The organism is Halobellus inordinatus, assembly GCF_024498335.1.
GTDB lineage: Archaea > Halobacteriota > Halobacteria > Halobacteriales > Haloferacaceae > Haloquadratum > Haloquadratum inordinatus.
The window spans coordinates 1,046,172-1,065,901 of record NZ_CP101825.1 but is presented as its reverse complement, the minus strand read 5'-3'; the positions used below and the strand labels follow the sequence as shown (position 1 = coordinate 1,065,901).

The 19,730-nt window shown below is 65.4% G+C and carries 16 protein-coding genes and 1 tRNA gene; 15 read left to right on the top strand and 2 right to left on the bottom strand.

Annotation, left to right across the window (positions count from 1 at the left end):
- Positions 1–2: 2 nt before the first annotated feature.
- On the bottom strand, positions 3–959 hold the full coding sequence (locus NO362_RS05415; RefSeq protein ID WP_256287800.1) for a succinylglutamate desuccinylase/aspartoacylase family protein: 957 nt from the start codon (positions 957–959) through the stop codon (positions 3–5).
- Positions 960–1,122: 163 nt separating this feature from the next.
- On the opposite strand from NO362_RS05415, the gene NO362_RS05410 reads away from it, so the two are divergent.
- Complete coding sequence (locus tag NO362_RS05410; protein WP_256546403.1) at positions 1,123–1,413, top strand: DUF7536 family protein; 291 nt, start codon at positions 1,123–1,125, stop codon at positions 1,411–1,413.
- A 19-nt stretch (positions 1,414–1,432) separates the two neighbouring features.
- Here NO362_RS05410 and NO362_RS05405 read toward each other — a convergent pair whose 3' ends face one another.
- Positions 1,433–2,656, bottom strand: coding sequence for a potassium channel family protein (locus tag NO362_RS05405; RefSeq protein WP_256287798.1), 1,224 nt, complete (start codon positions 2,654–2,656; stop codon positions 1,433–1,435).
- Between the two features lie 118 nt (positions 2,657–2,774).
- Between NO362_RS05405 and citZ the strand changes: the two genes are divergently transcribed.
- The 14 genes from citZ to NO362_RS05335 all read left to right on the top strand — a co-directional run bounded on the left by citZ (position 2,775) and on the right by NO362_RS05335 (position 19,702).
- The gene (gene citZ / locus NO362_RS05400) at positions 2,775–3,914 is read left to right on the top strand and encodes a citrate synthase (protein WP_256546402.1); all 1,140 of its coding nucleotides are present in this window, start codon (positions 2,775–2,777) and stop codon (positions 3,912–3,914) included.
- A 443-nt stretch (positions 3,915–4,357) separates the two neighbouring features.
- The gene (gene ilvA / locus NO362_RS05395) at positions 4,358–5,569 is read left to right on the top strand and encodes a threonine ammonia-lyase (protein WP_256546401.1); all 1,212 of its coding nucleotides are present in this window, start codon (positions 4,358–4,360) and stop codon (positions 5,567–5,569) included.
- Between the two features lie 244 nt (positions 5,570–5,813).
- On the top strand, positions 5,814–7,256 hold the full coding sequence (locus NO362_RS05390) for a cytochrome ubiquinol oxidase subunit I (protein WP_256546400.1): 1,443 nt from the start codon (positions 5,814–5,816) through the stop codon (positions 7,254–7,256).
- Entirely contained in the window at positions 7,249–8,346 is a 1,098-nt protein-coding gene (locus NO362_RS05385; RefSeq protein ID WP_256546399.1) for a cytochrome d ubiquinol oxidase subunit II, read from the top strand. Before NO362_RS05390 ends, NO362_RS05385 begins: the two co-directional genes overlap by 8 nt.
- 51 nt (positions 8,347–8,397) lie before the next feature.
- Positions 8,398–8,601 carry a DUF7981 family protein gene (locus NO362_RS05380; RefSeq protein WP_121568952.1) on the top strand — a complete coding sequence of 68 codons (204 nt, stop codon included), beginning with the start codon at positions 8,398–8,400 and terminating at the stop codon, positions 8,599–8,601.
- 27 nt (positions 8,602–8,628) lie between these two features.
- Positions 8,629–8,709 (top strand) — tRNA-Ser (locus tag NO362_RS05375).
- A gap of 126 nt (positions 8,710–8,835) precedes the next feature.
- Positions 8,836–9,009: a hypothetical protein gene (locus NO362_RS05370; protein ID WP_199723018.1), complete on the top strand. Its 174-nt coding sequence runs from the start codon at positions 8,836–8,838 to the stop codon at positions 9,007–9,009.
- Between the two features lie 504 nt (positions 9,010–9,513).
- Entirely contained in the window at positions 9,514–11,160 is a 1,647-nt protein-coding gene (thsB, locus tag NO362_RS05365; protein ID WP_256288405.1) for a thermosome subunit beta, read from the top strand.
- A gap of 424 nt (positions 11,161–11,584) precedes the next feature.
- A complete protein-coding gene (locus NO362_RS05360) occupies positions 11,585–12,577 on the top strand; it encodes an ornithine cyclodeaminase family protein (RefSeq protein ID WP_256287793.1) in 993 nt (330 codons plus the stop codon).
- 77 nt (positions 12,578–12,654) lie between these two features.
- Positions 12,655–13,158: a DUF7549 family protein gene (locus NO362_RS05355; protein WP_256546398.1), complete on the top strand. Its 504-nt coding sequence runs from the start codon at positions 12,655–12,657 to the stop codon at positions 13,156–13,158.
- A gap of 82 nt (positions 13,159–13,240) precedes the next feature.
- The gene (locus tag NO362_RS05350) at positions 13,241–14,680 is read left to right on the top strand and encodes a receiver/sensor box histidine kinase (protein ID WP_256546397.1); all 1,440 of its coding nucleotides are present in this window, start codon (positions 13,241–13,243) and stop codon (positions 14,678–14,680) included.
- A gap of 95 nt (positions 14,681–14,775) precedes the next feature.
- Positions 14,776–16,617, top strand: coding sequence for a type II/IV secretion system ATPase subunit (locus NO362_RS05345; RefSeq protein WP_256546396.1), 1,842 nt, complete (start codon positions 14,776–14,778; stop codon positions 16,615–16,617).
- The gene (locus NO362_RS05340; protein ID WP_256546395.1) at positions 16,604–18,781 is read left to right on the top strand and encodes a type II secretion system F family protein; all 2,178 of its coding nucleotides are present in this window, start codon (positions 16,604–16,606) and stop codon (positions 18,779–18,781) included. The genes NO362_RS05345 and NO362_RS05340 overlap by 14 nt, the downstream gene beginning before the upstream one ends.
- 159 nt (positions 18,782–18,940) lie before the next feature.
- The gene (locus NO362_RS05335; RefSeq protein ID WP_256546394.1) at positions 18,941–19,702 is read left to right on the top strand and encodes a class I SAM-dependent methyltransferase; all 762 of its coding nucleotides are present in this window, start codon (positions 18,941–18,943) and stop codon (positions 19,700–19,702) included.
- Positions 19,703–19,730: the final 28 nt, after the last annotated feature.

Genomic DNA, 19,730 nt, shown 5'->3' with positions numbered 1-19,730 from the left:
GTTCAGTACGCGTCGACGTTGGTGCCGACAGAGCAGACGTACTCGCCGGTCGCGACCTGCGGGAGCCGACGGGTGCGCCAGAAGACCCCGTCGTTGTTCGCGGTCACGCGAGCCTTCAGTTCGCCGAAGACGTCCGTCACCTCGAAGAGGAGGTCGCCCGCGGAGACGCGCTCGCCGAGGTCGACCTGGAAGCGCACGAGGCCGCCGGTCGGCGAGCCGAACTGGTCGAACCCCTTCGCACGCGTCTGTGGCTCGGGAGTCACCGATCCATCGAGGAAGCCGTAGTCGTGGAGGACGTTGAAGACGCCCTCGACGCCCGCCTCGATGCTGGTCTCGTCCCAGCCGACGCAGCCGCCGAGTTCGGGGTCGATCGTCGGGATCCCCTGGTCGGGGCCGGCGCGGGCGAGTTGCCCCTCCGGACCTTTCTGATCGAGGACGTACCCGCAGCCGAAGGTCTTCGCGAGTTGGAGACACTCGTCGTGAAGACGGTGCCGGCGGCCACAGCGGACACGCACCTCGTCGATCATCCGCGAGGTCGAGCCCTGATGCAGGTCGAGAATCAGGTCCGCGCGGGTGGCGGCGTCGAACGTCGCGGCTGCGATCCGCTCGGAAGACGTGCCGTTCTCGTCGCCGGGGTACGCCCGGTTCATCTTCGTGTCGTCGATCGGGTTCCGGTGCTCTGCGACCTGGAACGCGTGGTAGTTGACGATGCCGACGACGAGGATCGTCCCGGACAGTTCCGCGGGGTCGAGTTGGGGGACGACCCGGTTGATCACGCCGACGCCGTTCAGTTCGTCGCCGTCCGAGGCCGCCTGCATATAGAGAGTCTTGCCGTCGGACGCGCCGTTGATGACCGCACAGGGGAGTCCGACGGAGGAGCCGTCGCGGGCTTCGCCGACTTCGAGACGGCCCGTGTCCATCTCGCCGGGACCCGCACTCGCCGTTCCGAGTGTCGTCATTATCTGACACTCGGAGGCACCCGCCTTTAGGGGTTCGGTCTCCGCCGCTCGTCGCCGTCTACTGGCCGTTCTCGCTGTTCCGGTACCGAAAGGGAGTGGCAGTATTCGCCGGAGATGCCACGGGACCGACGACGCTTTGTCGACGCCACCGAAAGGACAGGATGTGAGCGATGAGGTTCCAGACCGGCCGCCGCAATCGGGGCTGGTCCGAGCGTTGCACGTCCCACGGAACGCTGCGGTCGGCGCCGGCGTCGGCGTCGCGCTCGCGGTCGTCGCGTACCTCGCCCGCGTACTCGAACTGTTTGGGCCGTTCGCAGGCACGCGCGAGTATCCCGTCCTGGGTCCCGAGGGCTGGTTTCTGGTGCTCGCGTTCGTCCTCGCGACGTCGACCGCGCTGCTCGTCGCGTCGGCGCTGACCGTCGTCGAGGCCGTGCGGCTGACGCGGCGGCTGTAGACTGCGGCCGAAAAGAGAGCTAGATCTCGAACTCCTGTTCGTCGCCGACGAGTTCGCCGAGCCGTTCGGCCCCCGCCCGCGTCCCCTTCGCGATGATGACGTCTCCGCCGCGGAGTTCGGTCGTCGGGCCGGGCTGGACGACCCACTCGCCGCCGCTCGCGCGGCGGACGGCGATGACGCGCATCCCGGTCTGCGTCTTGACCATTTCCTCGCCGAGAGTGGTGCCCGCGAGCGGCGCGTCGGTGGCGACCGTGAGGCGAACGATCACCTCGTCTGACTCCTCGACGGCGGCAGCGACGACCGGATGAGCGTCGATACCGCGGAGGACTCCCTCGCTGATCTCTAAGGCCGCATCGGAGATGACCTCCGTTGCCGACGCCAAGTGGACGAGCCCGCGGAGTCGGACGGGGTCTTCGACGCGACTCGCCGCGCGGAGCGTCCAGGCCTCGAAGCGCGACTTCAGCGCGTCGACCTCGGCCTCCAGTTCGTGGACTTCCTCGGCGACGCCCTCGCTGTCGAACAGCACCGCGCCGTAAGCCAGATCGACTGCGAGTTCGCTCATATCCTTCATCAGGATGATCGAGTCGACCGCGCGTTCGAGGTCCTCGATCGGCGGTTCGACTGCCTCCGGGGGTTCGTAGGCATCGCCGGTCACGTCCTCGAACACCCCCGAGATGCCGTCGAGCGGGCCGCGAAGCAGGAGCGAGTCGTCGGCCTGGAGTTCGCTGTCGGGGCCGGGGTTCATCAGCCAGCGGCGCTTGCCCGTCACCGACTCCCGACGGATCGCGATGACGCGGACGCCCATCTCGGTCTCCATATTGATGTCGCGGAGCGTCCGCCCGACGTAGGACGAATCGGGCGCGACAGTCGCACGGACCAGCACCTCGACGGCCTCTGGGAGGGCCGTGCGGATTGCGTCCGGCATCCCGATGTCTTCGATGACGATTTTCGCGATGTCGCCGGCAGCGTTCGAGATCTTCTCTGCGGCCCCCATCACTCCGAGGACCGGCGCGAGCTGTTCGGCGTCCTCGGGGCTGCGGGCGGACATCAGGAGGCTCATCCGACCCTGAAGCTGGAGGATGTCCATTCGGCCTTCGAGTTCGAGGACCTCACGGGCGATCTCGTCGCTCCCGTTGAGGACGGCGGAGTACGAGAGATCGATGAGGAGCTCTGCGGTGTCTTTCATCTCCGCGAGCACCTCCTTGACGCTGACCGGCTCGTACTCGACGTCCTGTGGATCCATACCCCGCCGTTCGCCGCGGGTCGCAAAAACACTTGGTGGTCGACCCAGGGCTGGGATGAATGTCACTGACACCCGGAAACGATAACGCTTTTTTCACGTGGAAGGGAACCGCATAGGTATGTCAGACGACCTGAAGCGCGGGCTGGAAGGCGTCCTCGTCGCCGAATCAGAGCTTAGTTACATCGACGGTGACGCCGGAAAACTGGTCTACCGCGGGTACCCGATCGAGTCCCTGGCCCGTGAAGCGTCCTACGAAGAAGTCGTCTATCTGTTGTGGCACGGCGAACTTCCGACCGCCGAGGAACTCGCCGATTTCGAGTCGTGGATGGCCGGGACAAGATCGCTGAACGACGAGGTGCTCTCGGAGATCCGGAAACTGGCGGAGGCCGACGAGGTGCCGATGGCGGCGCTCCGTACCATCGTCTCGTCGCTGTCGGCGTACGACGAGGACGCCGACCACGAGGACGTGACGGATCTCGAAGCGAACCTCCGGATGGCGTGTCGCATCACGGCCAAGATTCCGACCGCACTCGCCGCCTTCGAGCGGTTCCGGAACGGCGACGACGCGCTCGAGCCGCGCGAAGACCTCAGCCACGCCGCGAACTTCCTCTATATGCTCAACGGCGAAGAGCCCGACGAGGTGCTCGCAGAGACGTTCGATATGGCGCTCGTCCTCCACGCCGACCACGGCCTGAACGCCTCGACGTTCTCGGCGCTCGTGACCGCCTCGACGCTGTCTGATCTCCACAGCGCCGTCACCTCGGCCATCGGGACCCTCGCCGGATCGCTTCACGGCGGTGCGAACGCCAACGTGATGCGGATGCTCAAAGAGGTCGACGAGAGCGACGTCGACCCGACGACGTGGGTCGAAAACGCCCTCGACGAAGGACGGCGGATCCCCGGGTTCGGCCACCGCGTCTACGACGTCAAGGATCCGCGCGCGAAGATCCTCGGCGAGAAGTCGAAGGCGCTCGCGGAAGCCGCGGGCGACACGAAGTGGTACGACTGCTCTGTCGCCATCGAGGACTACATCACCGAGGAGAAGGGCCTCGCGCCCAACGTCGACTTCTACTCGGCGTCGACGTACTACCAGATGGGCATCCCGATCGACATCTACACGCCCATCTTCGCGATGTCGCGCGTTGCCGGCTGGATCGCCCACGTCCTCGAACAGTACGACAACAACCGCCTGATCCGTCCGCGGGCGCGCTACGTCGGGCCGAAAGACCTCGACTTCCCGGCGCTCGACGAGCGGTAACGTAGACGCCTCCCGTTACACTTCTTCGACGACGCGTCCGTGTCCCAGAAGTTCCGTGGCTGTTCCAGCACAGAGGCTTTGCAGGCCCGCTCTGCGGGCAACGAAAACGGTGAATCGCCCGACTGCGGCCAATTTCCGGCAGACGTGCGACAGACAACCGTCAGACAGCGGCCGGGAGGGCGTCGCTGTCGGCCGATTTCACTTTCACCGTGCGTGGGGGATATTTATGTACTTCGCGGGTGCATAGACAAGTGCACGTCACACGCGTGCATTCCCCCTTTCCCCTTCAACGCCTCTGAGCGACAGCGCCGTCCGTCGGTGGCAGTTTCACCCGTGAGGCGGGCCCCTCTCGATCGTAGAGGCCCGGCCAGGACGCGTGCGGGCGACAGAGACAGCCGTACAGTCGACAGTATTAGGCCCGCCGCCGGGGAACGGTCGTCCATATGCTCTCTCTCGCTGACGTCGAGGCCGCGCGCGACCGGATCGAAGACATCGCCCGGTGGACGCCGCTGGAGTACTCGCACACGTTCTCGGATATGACCGGTGCGGACGTACACCTGAAGCTCGAAACGTTCCAGCGCACCGGCGCGTTCAAGATCCGTGGGGCGACGAACCGGATCGCGACGCTCTCGGCGGCCGAGCGCGAGGCGGGCGTCGTCACGGCGAGCGCGGGGAACCACGCCCAGGGGGTCGCGCTCGCCGCCAGTCGCTCGGGCGTCGACTCGAAGATCGTGATGCCGGAGCACGCGCCGATCTCGAAGGTCGAAGCGACCGAGCGCTACGGCGGGCAGACGGTGCTCTACGGGGCGGACTACGACGAAGCGCAGGCGAAAGCCCACGAGATCGAGCGCGAGGAGGGCCGAACGTACGTCCACGCGTTCAACGACGAGGTGGTGATGGCGGGACAGGGGACGATCGGCTTAGAGATCGTCGACGACTGCCCCGAGGTCGACACCGTCGTCGTCCCAATCGGCGGCGGCGGGCTCATCTCCGGCATCGCGACCGCGGTGAAGGGCCGGAATCCGGATGCGCGAGTGATCGGTGTCCAGGCCGAGGGCGCGGCGTCGCTCCCGCAATCACTCCAGGCCGGCGAGATCCGCGAACTCGACGCGGTAAACACGATCGCCGACGGGATCGCCACCCGGAAGGTCGGCGAGCGCCCCTTCGAGGTCATCCAACAGCGCGTCGACGAGGTCGTCACCGTCTCCGACGAGGAGATCGCCGTCGCACTGACGTACCTGCTGGAGCGCGAGAAGACGCTCGTCGAGGGGGCGGGGGCCGTCCCGCTCGCGGCACTGCTGTTCGAGGCGTTCGACTACAAGGACGGCGAGACGATCGTCCCGGCGCTCTGCGGGGGCAACATCGACACGAATCAGTTGACGACTGTCCTCGTGCGCGGGCTCGTCGAGACGGGGCGCTACCTGAAGATCCGGACCGTGCTGCGCGACCGTCCCGGCGCGCTGCAGGACCTCGTCGAGATAATCGCCGATCAGCGGGCGAACATCTACGCGATCCAGCACGACCGAACGTCCCGGGACGTCGCGATGAACGAGGCCGACGTCGAGATCGACATCGAAACGCGCGGGCACGACCACATCGAGGAACTGCTCGTAGCACTCCGTGCGGCAGGCTACGACGTCGACGTGCTGGCCTAGCAGCCCCGTGTAAATATAAGCGAGGCAAACCTTCTCATTCGGTGAGAACCAACGGCCGACACAATCCCGCGTAGCGAGTAGCCACCAGTACCCAAGAGTCGTCGGCGGTCCGTGGCCTCTCGTCCGTCAGTACGTCGGCGGTGGGTCGGACGGTCCACCGGTAGTCGAATCCGAAATACGAACGAAATCCGAACGCCACCCGGTGCACGCGCGTATGCCGCGTGCGTGCGACACCTCACCATCAATGATCGAACCCGCCCTCGCGAGTAGACTTCAGTTCGCGCTCACGACGATCGTCCACATCATCTTTCCCGTGATGAGTATGGGGCTCGCCCCCTTTCTCGTCTACTTCACGTGGAAAGACATCCGGACCGGAGAACCGATTTACGAGCAACTGCGGCGTTTCTGGACGAAGATCTTCGCGATCAGTTTCGTCGTCGGGACGGTGACGGGGATCGTCTTGGAGTTCGAGTTCGGGACGAACTTCGCCGCGTTCTCGACGGCCGCCGGCGAGTTGTTCGGCGGTCCACTCGCCGTCGAAGGGATGATGGCGTTTATGCTCGAGGCGACGTTCCTCGGCATCTTCGTCTTCGGTCGCGAGCGCGTCGGCAACGTCCTGTACATGATCTCCGCCGTCGCGGTCGCGCTCGGCACGTGGCTATCGGCGGTCTGGATCCTGATCGCCAACTCCTGGATGCAGACGCCCCAGGGCTACGAGTTGGTGACCGAGAACGGCCAGATGATCGTCTCGCTCGTCGACCCGATCGCGGCGTACGCCAACCCACGGTTCCCGTGGATGTACGTCCACATGCAGAACGCGGCCGTCCTCTCGGTCGCGCTGTTTATGGCCGGCGTCGCCGCCTACCACCTGTTCCGGCACTACCACTGGGAGTACCCCGTCGATCACCCGCAGTTCTGGGAGAAGACGCTGAAGATCGCGCTGGTCGTCTTGATCATCACCGCGCCGTTTCAGGTGCTCCACGGCGACGCCTACGGACGACACGTCGCCGAAACCCAACCGCAGAAGTTCGCTGCGATGGAAGCGGTCTGGGAGACCGAGAGCTACGTCCCCGAGTACATCATCGCGGTGCCGACGAACCTCGAAGACCTGACGAACCCACGCGCAAAGGAGATATTCGGGATCGGGATCCCTGGCGGCGCGTCCTGGCTCGCAAGCGGGGGTGATCCGAGCGCCGAAATTATAGGCCTAAACGAGTTCGAGACGGAAGCACCCCCGGTCGCGATCGTCTTCTGGTCGTTCCGCATAATGGTCGGACTCGGCTTCTGGTTCGTCCTCTTGGCCTTCTGGGCGGGCTACCGCTGGTGGCGCGGCCAGTTGCTCGAAGACGACCTGTTGCACAAGTCGCTGATGGCGTCGTCACTGCTGGGTATCCTCGCCGTCGAAGTCGGCTGGATCGTGACCGAGGTCGGCAGACAGCCGTGGGTGATCCAAGGCGTGATGAAGACCGCCGACGGCGTCTCCCCCGGACTGACCGGCTTCGAGGCGACGCTGACGCTCGTCAGTTTCGCGGCCGTCTACCTCGGACTGCTGGCGCTGTACAGCTACGTCGTCTTCCGGATCGTGCGGGCCGGGCCGCCGAGCATTACGCCGGACGCACCCGAGACCGACGTGGTCCGCGAGGAGACGGGGGCAGGACCGAAGCCCGCCGGAGGCGACGATGACTGAGCCGGGGGCGACAGCGGCGGTTACGTCCATCTCGACAGCGTTGAGTCCGTCCGCAGCCGCGACACTCGACCCCGGATTCGCGCTCCAGACAGGGGGACTCGCCGACGGCCCGCTGTTCGGGCTCCCGCTGACAGAGCTGTGGTACGGGCTGGTCTTCTTCATCCTCGGGACGTTTCTGTTCCTCGATGGCTTCGATTTCGGCGTCGGCGCGATCTTCGTCACCCGAAGTGAGGAGTCCGCTCGCGAGCAGTTGCTGGCGGCGATCGGCCCCTTCTGGGACGGCAACGAGGTGTGGCTCGTCGTCTTCGGCGGGGCGCTTTTCGCCGCCTTTCCGGCCGTGTACGCCAACCTGTTCAGTCGCCATTACCTCCTGATGTTCGCCATCCTGGGCGCGCTCATCGTTCGCGGACTCGCGCCGGAGATGTACGAACAGCGGCACGACGAGACCTGGCAGCGCTGGTGGGGCCGGGCGTTCGTCGTCGGCAGCGTGGCGGCACCCCTCCTTTTGGGGATCTTCGCTGGCAACTGGCTGCTGGGATCGACGGCGCTCGTCTCGCTCCCCTCGCTGGTCGTCGGCGTCGCGCTGGTCGCGCTCTCGACTGCCGGCGGGGCCGCGTTTCTCGGATTGAAGACCCGCGGACGACTCCAGCAGGAGACGGCGGCGTACGGCCCGAAAGCGCTCGTGGCGTATCTCGCGCTCGTCGTCGTCGCCGTCGGCTACCTGTTCGCGACGCGGCCGGACCTCCGGGGCGATCTGCTCTCACCGGTCGCGCTCGGTCTCGTCGGGGCGAGCGTCGTCCTCGGTGCGGGCTACGTCGTCGCGATGCGCCGCGAGTCCTACGTCGGTGCGCTGGCAGCGACGGCCGGGCTCACCTACGGACTGGTGGCGCTGGTCGCGGCACTCCTGTATCCCGTGATCGACCCGGTCGCGGGGCTGACCGTCGCCGACGCGATCGTCTCGACGCTCCCGCTGAATCTGATGAGCATCGGGGCGGCGCTGTTGCTCCCACTGATCTTCGCGTACTTCGTCGTCCTCTACGCGGCGTTCTGGGGACCGGTGGAGGAAGGCGAAGGATACGCCGGCGAGTAGTCGCCGCCGCGCAGCGAGAGATTTTAGACGACGCGACGGCGATGTCCCGTCGTGAACCGAACTGCGTCGGCACTACTGTGGGGGCTCGTCGGGACGCTCGCGTTTCTCGTTCTCGTCCAGGGCTACCGGCTGCTCGTCGGAGCGCTGGGATTGGACTTCCTCACGGCGTCCGGGGTCGCCCTCCTCGTCGGCGGCGTCGTGACCGCCGCGTCCTACGTCGCCGAACCCCGGTTGGCGGCGAAGGGAAGGACTTAAACGACTCAGTAGGCTACCTCAGACCGAGCCGGGATGGCCGAGTGGTAAGGCGCACGCCTGGAAAGCGTGTTCCCTCTGGGATCCAGGGTTCAAATCCCTGTCCCGGCGTTTTTCCTGCGATCCAACGTCCGAGAGTGATCTGTCCGGCGTTCACCGCCGCGTCCGGGAGTTGTGTGGTACTAATTGGCACAGGCACAAAGTTAATCACTGTGGGAGACATCAACACGGTTGACAATGCCTGACACGAAATCTGGACGGGAGCGAAAGGGGCGGAACAAGCGCAACCAGCTCCAAGAAGAACTCTACGATGAGGAGATCGAAGCGCTCGAAACCGACGAGGATCTCCCCCCGTTCGAGCCGTCGAGCGATCGGCCGTTTGTCGCCGACGAACTGCCAGACAGGGAGTGATAGGGACTATCGTAGGTCTCCATAGATTTCTCGCCGGACGATACGGCGAGAATCTCCGAACAGTTACGATAATCCCTATGAGCAACGAGGACTTCTTTTCAGGTACGGGATTATCGCTGTCACGGCGGAGGCGACCCACTACGAACGCGCGGCAAGTGATGCCCACGCAGTGGCTTCGCACTCGCGTCGCGCACGAAACGCCTAAAGCCCGCAAGAAGTATGACGACGGGAGACAGCGTCGGGAGCCAAAGCCGTGCGAAAATAGCCCGCTCAGCGGGGGCGTGAAGAAGTATATAAATAACCGTCGGACACCTGGATTCGAACAGTATTATGTGACACTTTCCCACACACAAACATCGGCTGATAGTAGCCATCTGGCCTCGATGCGACGGTTCTCGGGAGATGCGTTCGCCGGACAGTGAGAACCCGATAGCGAAGTTTTTATATAGAATCACAAACAATCGAACGATGTCTATGAGTCAGCGAATGCAGCAGGGTCAGCCGATGATCATTATGGGCGAGGACGCCCAGCGCGTCAAGGACCGCGACGCGCAGGAGTACAACATTCAGGCCGCTCGTGCCGTCGCTGAAGCCGTACGATCGACACTCGGCCCGAAAGGGATGGACAAGATGCTCGTCGATTCGATGGGAGACGTCACCATCACGAACGACGGCGTCACCATCCTCCAGGAGATGGACATCGACAACCCGACGGCCGAGATGATCGTCGAAGTCGCCGAGACCCAGGAAGACGAGGCCGGCGACGGCACGACGACCGCCGTCGCGATCGCGGGTGAACTCCTGAAGAACGCCGAGGACCTCCTCGATCAGGACATCCACCCGACGGCGATCATCAAGGGCTTCCACCTCGCGAGCCAGGAAGCGCGCTCTGCAGTCGACGACATCGCCGAGTCGGTCGAGCCCGACGACACCGAGCTCCTGCAGAAGGTCGCCGAGACCTCGATGACCGGCAAGAGCTCCGAGCTCAGCAAGGACCTCCTCGCACAGCTCATCGTCGAGACCGTCGAGGCCGTGACGGTCGAAGCCGACGACGGCTCCTACATCGTCGACCTGGCGAACGCGAACATCGAGACACAGACCGGTCGCTCGACCGGTGACTCCGAACTGCTCAACGGCGCAGTCATCGACAAGGACCCCGTCCACGACGATATGCCCTCGTCGTTCGACGAGGCGAGCGTCCTGCTCCTCAACGAGCCGATCGAGGTCGAAGAGACCGACGTCGACACGCAGGTCAACATCGAATCGCCCGACCAGCTCCAGAAGTTCCTCGATCAGGAGGAAAAAGAGCTCAAACAGAAGGTCCAGCAGATCGTCGACTCCGGTGCCGACGTCGTCTTCTGTCAGAAGGGCATCGACGACCTCGCACAGCACTACCTCGCGAAGGAGGGCATCCTCGCGGTCCGCCGGACGAAGAAGTCCGACATCGCGTTCCTCCGCGACGTCGTCGGCGGCAACGTCGTCTCCGACCTCGACAGCCTCACCGAAGACGATCTCGGCTACGGCTCGGTCAGCCGTGACGGCGAGGACGAACTGTTCTACGTCGAAGGACTCGGCGACGAGGCCCACGGCGTCACGCTGCTGCTTCGCGGCTCCACCGATCACGTCGTCGACGAGATCGAACGCGGCGTCACGGACGCTCTCGACGTCGTCTCGACGACGGTCTCCGACGGCCGCGTCGTCGCGGGCGGCGGTGCCATCGAGGTCGAAGTCGCTCGTCGGCTCCGCAGCTACGCCGGCTCCGTCGGCGGCCGCGAACAGCTCGCCGTCGAAGCCTTCGCCGACGCGCTCGAACTCGTCCCGCGCGTCCTCGCGGAGAACGCCGGACTCGACTCCATTGACACGCTCGTCAAGCTCCGTGAGGCCCACGAGGACGGCGACGTCCGCGCCGGCCTGAACGTCTTCAGCGGCGACGTCGAGGACACCTTCGAGGCCGGCGTCGTCGAGCCCGCACACGCCAAAGAGCAGGCGCTCTCGTCTGCCACCGAGGCCGCGAACCTCGTCCTCAAGATCGACGACATCATCGCCGCCGACGAACTGAGCACCAGCGGCGACGGCGACGAGGAAGGCGGCGCCCCCGGTGGCGGAATGGGCGGTATGGGCGGAATGGGTGGAATGGGCGGCGCGATGTGACGTCCGTCTGAGGACACCCACCACCCCCCGACACACCGAGCATCGCTGTCTCACCGTCGGCTGACGCGGTCCGCAGCCGATCTCTCGATCGTCTATCTTCTGCTTATTCTTGTGTCGATCGTCGAACTTCTGCTTACTCGTGCGTCGCTCGCTCGACGCCGTCGCGCTCGGCCCCTATTCCCGAATCAGTCCATCGTGGCGGATCCACTTGTGGCGGCCCGATCGCGGCGCATTCGGAGCCACCGCAACGCGGCCCACGAACCAAGGCGTGTGAGCCCGGACCCACGTTCCGTCGTCAGGTGATATTCCGTCGTCCAATTCGGCGAATAGCATATAGGTTGTAGTAAAATCTGTATTTTCCCTCTAAATCAGATTCTGATTCGATTATAGTATGAATTAAGTGCGGACACTTCGAAGCGCAAGTATGGAGACGCTTCTGTTGAACGGTACCGACGTCCGCGAGAACGCCGCGATGGCGGAGCTCGTCCCCGCCATCGAGGACGCGTTCGCCGCCTTCGAGCGCGGCGACGCACAGATGCCGCCGAAGTCCTACATCGATCTCCCGGCGTACAACGGCGATTTCCGGTCGATGCCGGCGTATCTGGACGCAGGCACGTGGGACGCCGCGGGCATCAAGTGGGTGAACGTCCACCCGGACAACCCCGAGAAGTTCGACCTCCCGACGGTGCTGGGGACGATGATCTACTCCGATCCCGAGACCGCCGTCCCGCTCGCAGTGATGGACGGCCGAGAGCTCACGATGCTCCGGACCGGCGCGGCGGCCGCTGTCGCGACCGACCACCTCGCCGTTCCCGACGCCACGTCGCTCGGAATCGTCGGCGCGGGCGTCCAGTCTTACACACAGTTGCGCGCCATCTCGCAGGTGCGTGACATCGAGACGGTCGTGATCTCCGACCTCGACGAGGAGCGCGTCGCCGATTTCATCGACGCCTTCGAGGACGAGTTCGACGTCCGCGCGGGATCGATCGAGGACGCCGCGTCCTGCGACGTGCTCTCGACGGTCACCCCGGTCGAGTCGCCGATCGTCTCCCGCGACGCCGTCGGCGACCACACCCACATCAACGCGATGGGTGCCGACGCCGAGGGGAAACACGAACTCGACGACGAGATCCTCCTCGATTCGAAGCTAGTCATCGATGACTACGAGCAGACGACTCACTCGGGGGAAATCAATGTCCCTTGGAGCGAGGGCGTCCTCGACGACGACGACATCTACGGCTCCGTCGGCGAGATCGTCACCGAAAAGAAACCCGGCCGAACCGCAGCAGACGGGATCTCCGTCTTCGACTCGACGGGACTCGCGATCCAGGACGTCGCGGCCGCCCACATCGTTTACGAGCACGCCACGGAGAACGACAACGGCTACCCGTTCGATCTGTTCGGCCTGAGCGAGTAGTTCGGAGCGGCGACGAGCGAGCGACGTCCGCGGCGTCCGTCCGGTAGCTTTTACAGAGCCGACGACGCGGACCACGTATGGTGTGGGTACGTTCGGAGTACGCGGGGGCGCTGGCGGTCGTCTCGACGTGGTTAGCCGCGCTCGTGCCCTGGAACGTCACGTACTCCAGCGGCGTCTCCGGCGGCTCGGTGCTGTTCGTTCGCTTCCCGTTCTTCCAGATCCGCTACGCGTTCGGCGTGCCTGTCGCCCGTCGCGTCAGCGTCTCGGATCCGCTCTCGGCGGTGGCGTTTCAGGCCGGACAGACGATCCAGGCGGCGTATCAGGTCTGGGCGGTCGGTGCGGCCGTCCTCGCCATAGCGGTCGTCGTCGCCGCCGCGTACTATCACGACGAGGCGCGCGTGGAATCGGGCCCCCTCGACCCAGTTCGATTGCTCGGCGGCCTCCTGGCGCTCTCGGGCGTCGTGCTCGCGGGCGCGACGTACCTGCTCGCGACGCGCGGCTTCCCCGGCGTCCCGCTGCCGATCGGCGTCGTCTTCTTGCTCCTATTCGGCGGCGTGCTGCTGACCGTCGATCGGGAGTAGCAGCCTGTGTTCGGAACGCTCGCCTGGTGTCGGCCGGGCGAAACGAAAACGGCAAATAGTCACTGTTCGGATGGTTGAGGTAATGAGTGAGTCGGGAGCGGATGCAGTCTGCGTGTTACACGTCGAACCCGATCCGCAGTTCAGAGAGCTCACCGAGACGTTCCTGGAGCGCCAACAGAACTCGTTCACGGTGACGGCTGCCGCCGGCGCCGACGCTGCGCTCGACCGGCTCGATGCGGACGTCGACTGCATTGTCTCTGACTACGACCTCCCGAGCCAGGACGGAATCGAGTTGCTCCGGACCGTCCGGTCGGAGTATCCGGACCTCCCGTTCGTGCTGTTTACCAGTCAGGGCTCGGAGACGATCGCCAGCGACGCGATCGCGGCCGGCGTCACCGACTACTTGCAGAAGGGGACGACCCCAGAGCGGTTCGAGTTACTGGCCAACCGCGTCCGCAACGCGGTGTCGGCCTACGAGTCCGAGCGAGCGGCGAAAGAGCACCACCAGCGACTGCAGCAGGTGATGAAGACCGTGCCGACGGCGATCACGCGGGTCAACCGCGACGGCGAGATCGTCTTTGCGAACGAACGCGCGCAGTCGAACCTGGGGTTCGAGCCGAACGAGGTGACCGAGCGGACGTACAACGACCCGAAGTGGGAGATCAGAGATCTCGACGGCGATCCGATCCCCGACGAGGAGTTGCCCTTCCAGCAGGTGCTGCAGTCGGGCGAACGGATCGAAGGATACCGACACACCATCGTGTGGCCCGACGGGGAGCGTCGCGTCGTCGAGATCAACGGCGCACCGCTGTTCGACGACGACGGCGAGGTCGAGAGCATCGTCTTCTCGAACACCGACGTCACGACGCAGACCGAACGTGAACGAGCGCTCCAGCGGGAGCGCGACCGACTCGACAATTTCTCTAGCGTGGTCTCACACGACCTTCGAAATCCGTTGAACGTGGCGAGCCTCAGCCTCGAACTCGCAAAAGAGGAGTGTGACAGCGACCACCTGGGGCGCGCCGATCGCGCGCTCGATCGGATGGAGCGGCTCATCGACGACCTGCTGGCACTTGCGCACACGGACGATCTCGTCGACAGCATCGAACCGATCGAGATCGAGCGCGTTGTCACCCAGTGCTGGCGAAACGTGCAGACAGAGGAAGCACGGCTCGAATTACAGACGAGCGCGCGAATCTGTGGGGATCGAAGCCAGCTCCGCCGGGCGTTCGAGAACCTGTTCCGGAACGCGATCGAACACGCTGGCGACGGTGTCACCGTCACTGTCGGTGCGCTCCCGGACGAAGACGGGCTGTACGTCGCCGACGACGGAGCCGGCTTCGACGCGGGAGACGACGATCGAGTGTTCGAGAGCGGATACTCGACACAGCGGACCGGTACGGGCTTTGGCCTCGCGATCGTAGAGAGCATCATAGAGGCCCACGGAGGGGAGGTACGCGCAACCCCCAGCGAGGATGGCGGGGCACGGTTCGAGATTGCAGACCTCGAATGCGACTGTTGAGGCCTCCCGCCTCCGATCGCAGACCGCCCATCCGCACGGCCGACAGTATAAGTCGCTTCGCCTGAAAGAGTCGGCACACGCGAAACCACGCAGCTATGGGGGACCCAGACTCGAATCGAAGTGCGGGGGCACACACGACCCACGAGCGAACCGCCTCTCCAACCGGCGGGCGTACCGGAGACGATTCCGGCAGCGTACAGAACGGCGAGAGCGACGCGCCACTCCGAGCGGACGGCGGTTCGCTCGCTGCGACCGTCGAGGCGCTGACGGACGACTCCGAGGGAGCCGTCGGCGACCTGCGAGAGCGGATCCAGCGCGCTATCGACGTCCTGCGAGGATCGTCGATCGACGTCCGTCCGTACCGCCCGGAAGACGGCAACTTCGCTGCATTCGACACGCCCGCCGGCGAGGAGATCGTCGACCGCTACTGGGTGAACGCGCCGTACGCCTACGTCGTCATCACCTACGACGACGAGGACAGCGAGCACTACTACTACGCGATCGAACCCGAACTCGACGAGTTCGAGGCCGAGCTCCTCGCGCGCGCCCGAGTCGACATCAGGGACCCGCTCCTGTACCGCACCGACGAGGAACCGACCGCAGAGGAGACGCTCCGAGACGAGCTCAAGGAACTGCTGGAACGGTACGGCGTCGACGTGTCGATGCTGACGTTCCACACGTTGCTGTACTACCTGGCTCGCGACTTCCGGGGGTTCGGCCGCATCGATCCCCTGATGCACGACCCCCACATCGAGGACATCTCCTGTGACGGCTACGACCTCCCGATCTTCGTCTACCACGACGAGTACACCGACGTGGAGACGAACGTCGTCTTCGGCTCTGAAGACCTCGACGACTTCGTGATCCGACTCGCCCAGGAGTCCGGGCGGCACATCAGCGTCGGCGACCCCGTCGTCGGGACGACGCTCCCGGACGGGTCGCGGATCGAACTCGCACTCGGCGAGGAAGTCACACCGCGCGGATCGGCGTTCACGATCCGAAAGTACGCAGAAGAGCCGTTCACGCCCGTCGATCTCGTCAACTACGGGACGTTCTCCGTCGAGGAGATGGCGTATCTCTGGCTCTGCATCGAGAACAACAAGAGCCTCATCTTCGCCGGCGGGACCGCTTCGGGCAAGACGACGTCGATGAATGCCGTCTCGATGTTCATCCCACCGCGCGCGAAGGTGCTGACGATCGAGGACACCCGCGAGCTATCGCTGTATCACGACAACTGGCTCTCGTCGGTCACCAGAGAGCGGCTTCACGAGGGGGCCGACATCGATATGTACGACCTGCTGCGGTCTGCGCTCCGGCACCGCCCGGAGTTCATCATCGTCGGCGAGGTCCGTGGGAACGAGGCCGTGACGCTGTTTCAGGCGATGAACACGGGTCACACGACGTTCTCGACGATGCACGCAGACAGCATCGAAACGGTGATCAACCGACTGGAGAACGAGCCGATCAACGTCCCGCGTGCGATGGTGCAGTCGCTCGATCTCCTCTGTGTCCAGACGCTCACGCGCGTCGGTGGCGAGCGCGTCCGCCGCTCGAAGGCGATCGGCGAAATCGGCGAGATCGACCAGCGGACCGGCGAACTCGACTACTCGCGGGCGTTCACCTGGCAGCCGGAGGCGGACGCGTTCCGGCAGTCGGACTCGAACCTCATCGACGAGATCCAACGTGAGCGGGGCTGGAGCCGGACCGAGCTGAAACGCGAGCTGAACCGCCGAGAGCGGTTCATCCGACTGCTCGCGGAGTTGGATACGACCGACTACCGCGAGTTCACCGCGCTGGTCAACGAGTACTACGCCAACCCCGAGCGCGTGATGGACCGCCTCGAAGCCGCCGAGGAGTCGTCCGGCGAGCACGCCGACGTCGTCGTCGGAGCCGACGGCCTGCACGGCGAGGAGGCGAGCGTCGATGGCGGCGATTGAACTGCTCGGCTACGCGCCGCTCGTCGTCGTAACGCTGCTCGCGCTCCCGGTCGCGCTCGTGCCGTTCAGCCCACGGGCGCGTCTCGTCGTCTCCCGGCTGGCGCTACCGATCTTCGGGCGGTACGTCGCCGAGTCGAGCGCGAAGCGACAGCAGCAGATCGAGCGGATGCGAGCCGCGTTCGTCGGCGAGAGCCACCGCGTGTTCGCCTCCCAGACGCTGTTAGTCGCGGCCGTCGCGGGCATCGCCGGAAGCGTCTACGGCGTCTATCTAGGGGCGCTGATACTGCGCTCGCTCGCCGTCAGTCCCGAAGTGATCAGATCGACGCTCCCGGGACCGCTGGGCTTTCTCGCGGCGATCGTCAACGTCCCGGACCTCTCGCTGCTCCAGTTGTTCGCGTTGTTGTTCGTTTCGAGTGCGACCGTCGGGGCGGCACTCGCGGTCGGGACCTACTGGGGCCGCTGGACGTATCTCGATCAGCGTGCCCGCGCTCGCGGCATCGAGATCGACGCGACCCTCCCCCGAACGGTCGCTTTCGTGTACGCGCTCTCGCGGTCCGGGATGCCGTTCCAGGCGGTGTTGCGGACGCTCTCGGAGAATCAGGACGTCTACGGGGAGGCGTCGCGAGAACTCGGGGTCAGCGTTCGCGATATGAACGCCTTCGGGACTGACATCCTGACCGCGTTACACAGCACGGCGAGCCGGACCCCGAGCGAGAACCTCGAGGAGTTCACCGAAAACCTCGCGAGCGTCCTCTCGTCGGGGCAGAGCGTCTCAGCATTCCTGCGCGAACAGTACGAGCGATTCCAGGAGGAGGCCGAAGCCCAACAGCGACAGTACCTGGAACTCCTCTCGACGTTCGCGGAGGTGTACGTCACCGTCCTCGTCGCCGGACCGCTTTTTTTCATCACCGTCCTCGTCGTCGTCGGCCTCGTCATTCAGGACACACTCACGCTCGTCCGACTCGTGGGCTACGCCGCGATCCCGCTCTTGACGTTCGGCTTCGTCGTCTACGTCGACAGTATGACCGAGGGCCTGAACGTCCCGGGAGGCGGCGGCGAGGACACCGATCCCACGAACGTCGGCAGCGCACGCGGGAGCCGCCACGACGGGTCAACACAGGCAGACAGCGACGCCGTCGAGGTCACCGACGGCGGATCCGTACGTGACCGAACCGGGGCGGACGCCGAGAACTGGGCACGGCTTGCGGTCTACGATCAGATCGGCTCGGTCCGACAGACGCTGTCGAATCCCGTCGGGACGCTCCTTCGGAACCCGACGTATACGCTGCTTCTCACCGGTCCGGTCGGACTCCTGATCATCGGGCTCTCGATCGACAGCGCCGTACTGGAGGCAGTCGGCGGGATCCTGGTGGGTACGCCGGGAGCGCTCACGCGACTCGTCGAATTGCTCGACGGGGCGATCGTTCAGGCGACGATTCTCGTCCTCGGTGGCATCGCCCTCGCACACGAGATCCAGAAACGGCGGCTGCGCGCAATCGAGGCGGAGATGCCCGACTTCCTCGACCGGATGGCGAGTATCAACGAGGCGGGCGTCACCATCGTCGGCTGTCTGAACCGGCTCTCGGACGCCGAACTCGGACGGCTCGGCGACGAGATCGGCCGGGTGTGGCGGGACATCCAGTGGGGCGCCAGCGTCGGCGAAGCGCTCACCGGGTTAGAGCAGCGGACGGGCACGCCGACGGTGTCGCGTGCAGTGACACTCATCAAGAACGCGATGGCCGCAAGCGGCGACATCAGTCCGGTACTCCACATCGCCGCCGACGAGGCCCAAGAGACCCGGCGGCTTCGGCGCGAGCGTCGCCAGGAGATGCTGACGTACCTCGTCGTCATCTACGTCTCGTTTCTCGTCTTCCTCGGGATCATCATCGCGCTGACGGTTTCGTTCATCCCGGCGATCGAAGCCGCGAGTCAGTCCGCCGGGGGCTCGACTAACCAGATCGGCGGCGTCGACACCGGCGTCCTCGGCGGCTTCCAGACGGTCAACACGGACGCCTACGAACTGCTCTTCTTCCACACGGCGGCGATCCAGGGCATCTGTTCGGGCATCGTCGCCGGACAGTTAGGAGAAGGGAGCGTCGCGGACGGGCTGAAGCACGCGGCCGTGTTGCTGACGCTGACGTACGTGGTCTTCGCACTGCTGTAAACGGACATCGCGGCGTAACAGTGGCAGTGGCAATGGCGGCGGCGTAACAGTGGTAGTGACGGATCGTCGCTGTGCGCTGGGCATCACTCTCTGAATCGACCTGCCGTTGCCTGTCCACCGGACCGTCGGTGCTTTGTGTGCCCGCCGCCTCGCGTTGGTATGGACGACGAGCGGACGGCGACGCCCGAACCGGTCACAGAGACGTACGACCGGATCGCAGAGCACTTCGCGTCGACGCGGGAGTACCCGTGGCCCGAAGTGGCGGCGTTTCTCGGCCGCGACGTGGGCGGCGACCTCGCTGACGACGCAGCGGCGCTCGCCGACGGTGCCGCGCCGGCGTTAGAGCGCGTCCGATCGGCAGCCGACGACGCAGGGGGGGTCGGGCTGGACCTCGGCTGTGGAAACGGTCGCCACGCCGAGCTGCTAGCCGACGACGTCGAACGCGTCGTCGGCGCCGACGCCAGTCGCGGGCTCCTGGGGACCGCTCGCGAGCGGGCACAGGACCACGAATTCGACGATTCGCTCCATCTCGTGCAGGCAGACGCAGCGGGGCTTCCGCTTCGATCCGGCGTCGTCGACGTCGCGGTCTACGTCGCGACGCTGCATCACTTGCGCACGCGGGACCAGCGCGTCGCGAGCCTCTCGGAGTTGGCCCGCGTGCTCGCACCGGGCGGCCGCGCTATCGTCAGCGTCTGGTCGACCGCACACGACCGATTCGAGGCGACATCGGGGTTCGATACGACCGTCGAGTGGACGCTCCCCGGTGGCGAGCGCGTCCCTCGGTACTACCACATCTACGACCCGGCGGAGTTCGAATCCGACCTGGCCGCGAGCGACCTGCAAACCGTCGACAGCGTCGTCTCCAGCGGGAACTGCTACGCCGTGGTAGAGGCCGGAGCGAGGACACGGTCCGACAGCTAACCGCGCGCGAGAGCGAGTGACCGGGTGC

Bases quoted from the DNA above. Each gene is read 5' to 3' on its own strand.
- NO362_RS05340 (WP_256546395.1), top strand. From the start codon at position 16,604: ATGGCGGCGATTGAACTGCTCGGCTACGCGCCGCTCGTCGTCGTAACG.
- NO362_RS05390 (WP_256546400.1), top strand. From the start codon at position 5,814: ATGATCGAACCCGCCCTCGCGAGTAGACTTCAGTTCGCGCTCACGACG.
- NO362_RS05370 (WP_199723018.1), top strand. From the start codon at position 8,836: ATGCCTGACACGAAATCTGGACGGGAGCGAAAGGGGCGGAACAAGCGC.
- citZ (WP_256546402.1), top strand. From the start codon at position 2,775: ATGTCAGACGACCTGAAGCGCGGGCTGGAAGGCGTCCTCGTCGCCGAA.
- NO362_RS05345 (WP_256546396.1), top strand. From the start codon at position 14,776: ATGGGGGACCCAGACTCGAATCGAAGTGCGGGGGCACACACGACCCAC.
- NO362_RS05405 (WP_256287798.1), bottom strand. From the start codon at position 2,656: ATGGATCCACAGGACGTCGAGTACGAGCCGGTCAGCGTCAAGGAGGTG.
- ilvA (WP_256546401.1), top strand. From the start codon at position 4,358: ATGCTCTCTCTCGCTGACGTCGAGGCCGCGCGCGACCGGATCGAAGAC.
- NO362_RS05360 (WP_256287793.1), top strand. From the start codon at position 11,585: ATGGAGACGCTTCTGTTGAACGGTACCGACGTCCGCGAGAACGCCGCG.
- thsB (WP_256288405.1), top strand. From the start codon at position 9,514: ATGATCATTATGGGCGAGGACGCCCAGCGCGTCAAGGACCGCGACGCG.
- NO362_RS05355 (WP_256546398.1), top strand. From the start codon at position 12,655: ATGGTGTGGGTACGTTCGGAGTACGCGGGGGCGCTGGCGGTCGTCTCG.
- NO362_RS05415 (WP_256287800.1), bottom strand. From the start codon at position 959: ATGACGACACTCGGAACGGCGAGTGCGGGTCCCGGCGAGATGGACACG.
- NO362_RS05335 (WP_256546394.1), top strand. From the start codon at position 18,941: ATGGACGACGAGCGGACGGCGACGCCCGAACCGGTCACAGAGACGTAC.
- NO362_RS05350 (WP_256546397.1), top strand. From the start codon at position 13,241: ATGAGTGAGTCGGGAGCGGATGCAGTCTGCGTGTTACACGTCGAACCC.
- NO362_RS05385 (WP_256546399.1), top strand. From the start codon at position 7,249: ATGACTGAGCCGGGGGCGACAGCGGCGGTTACGTCCATCTCGACAGCG.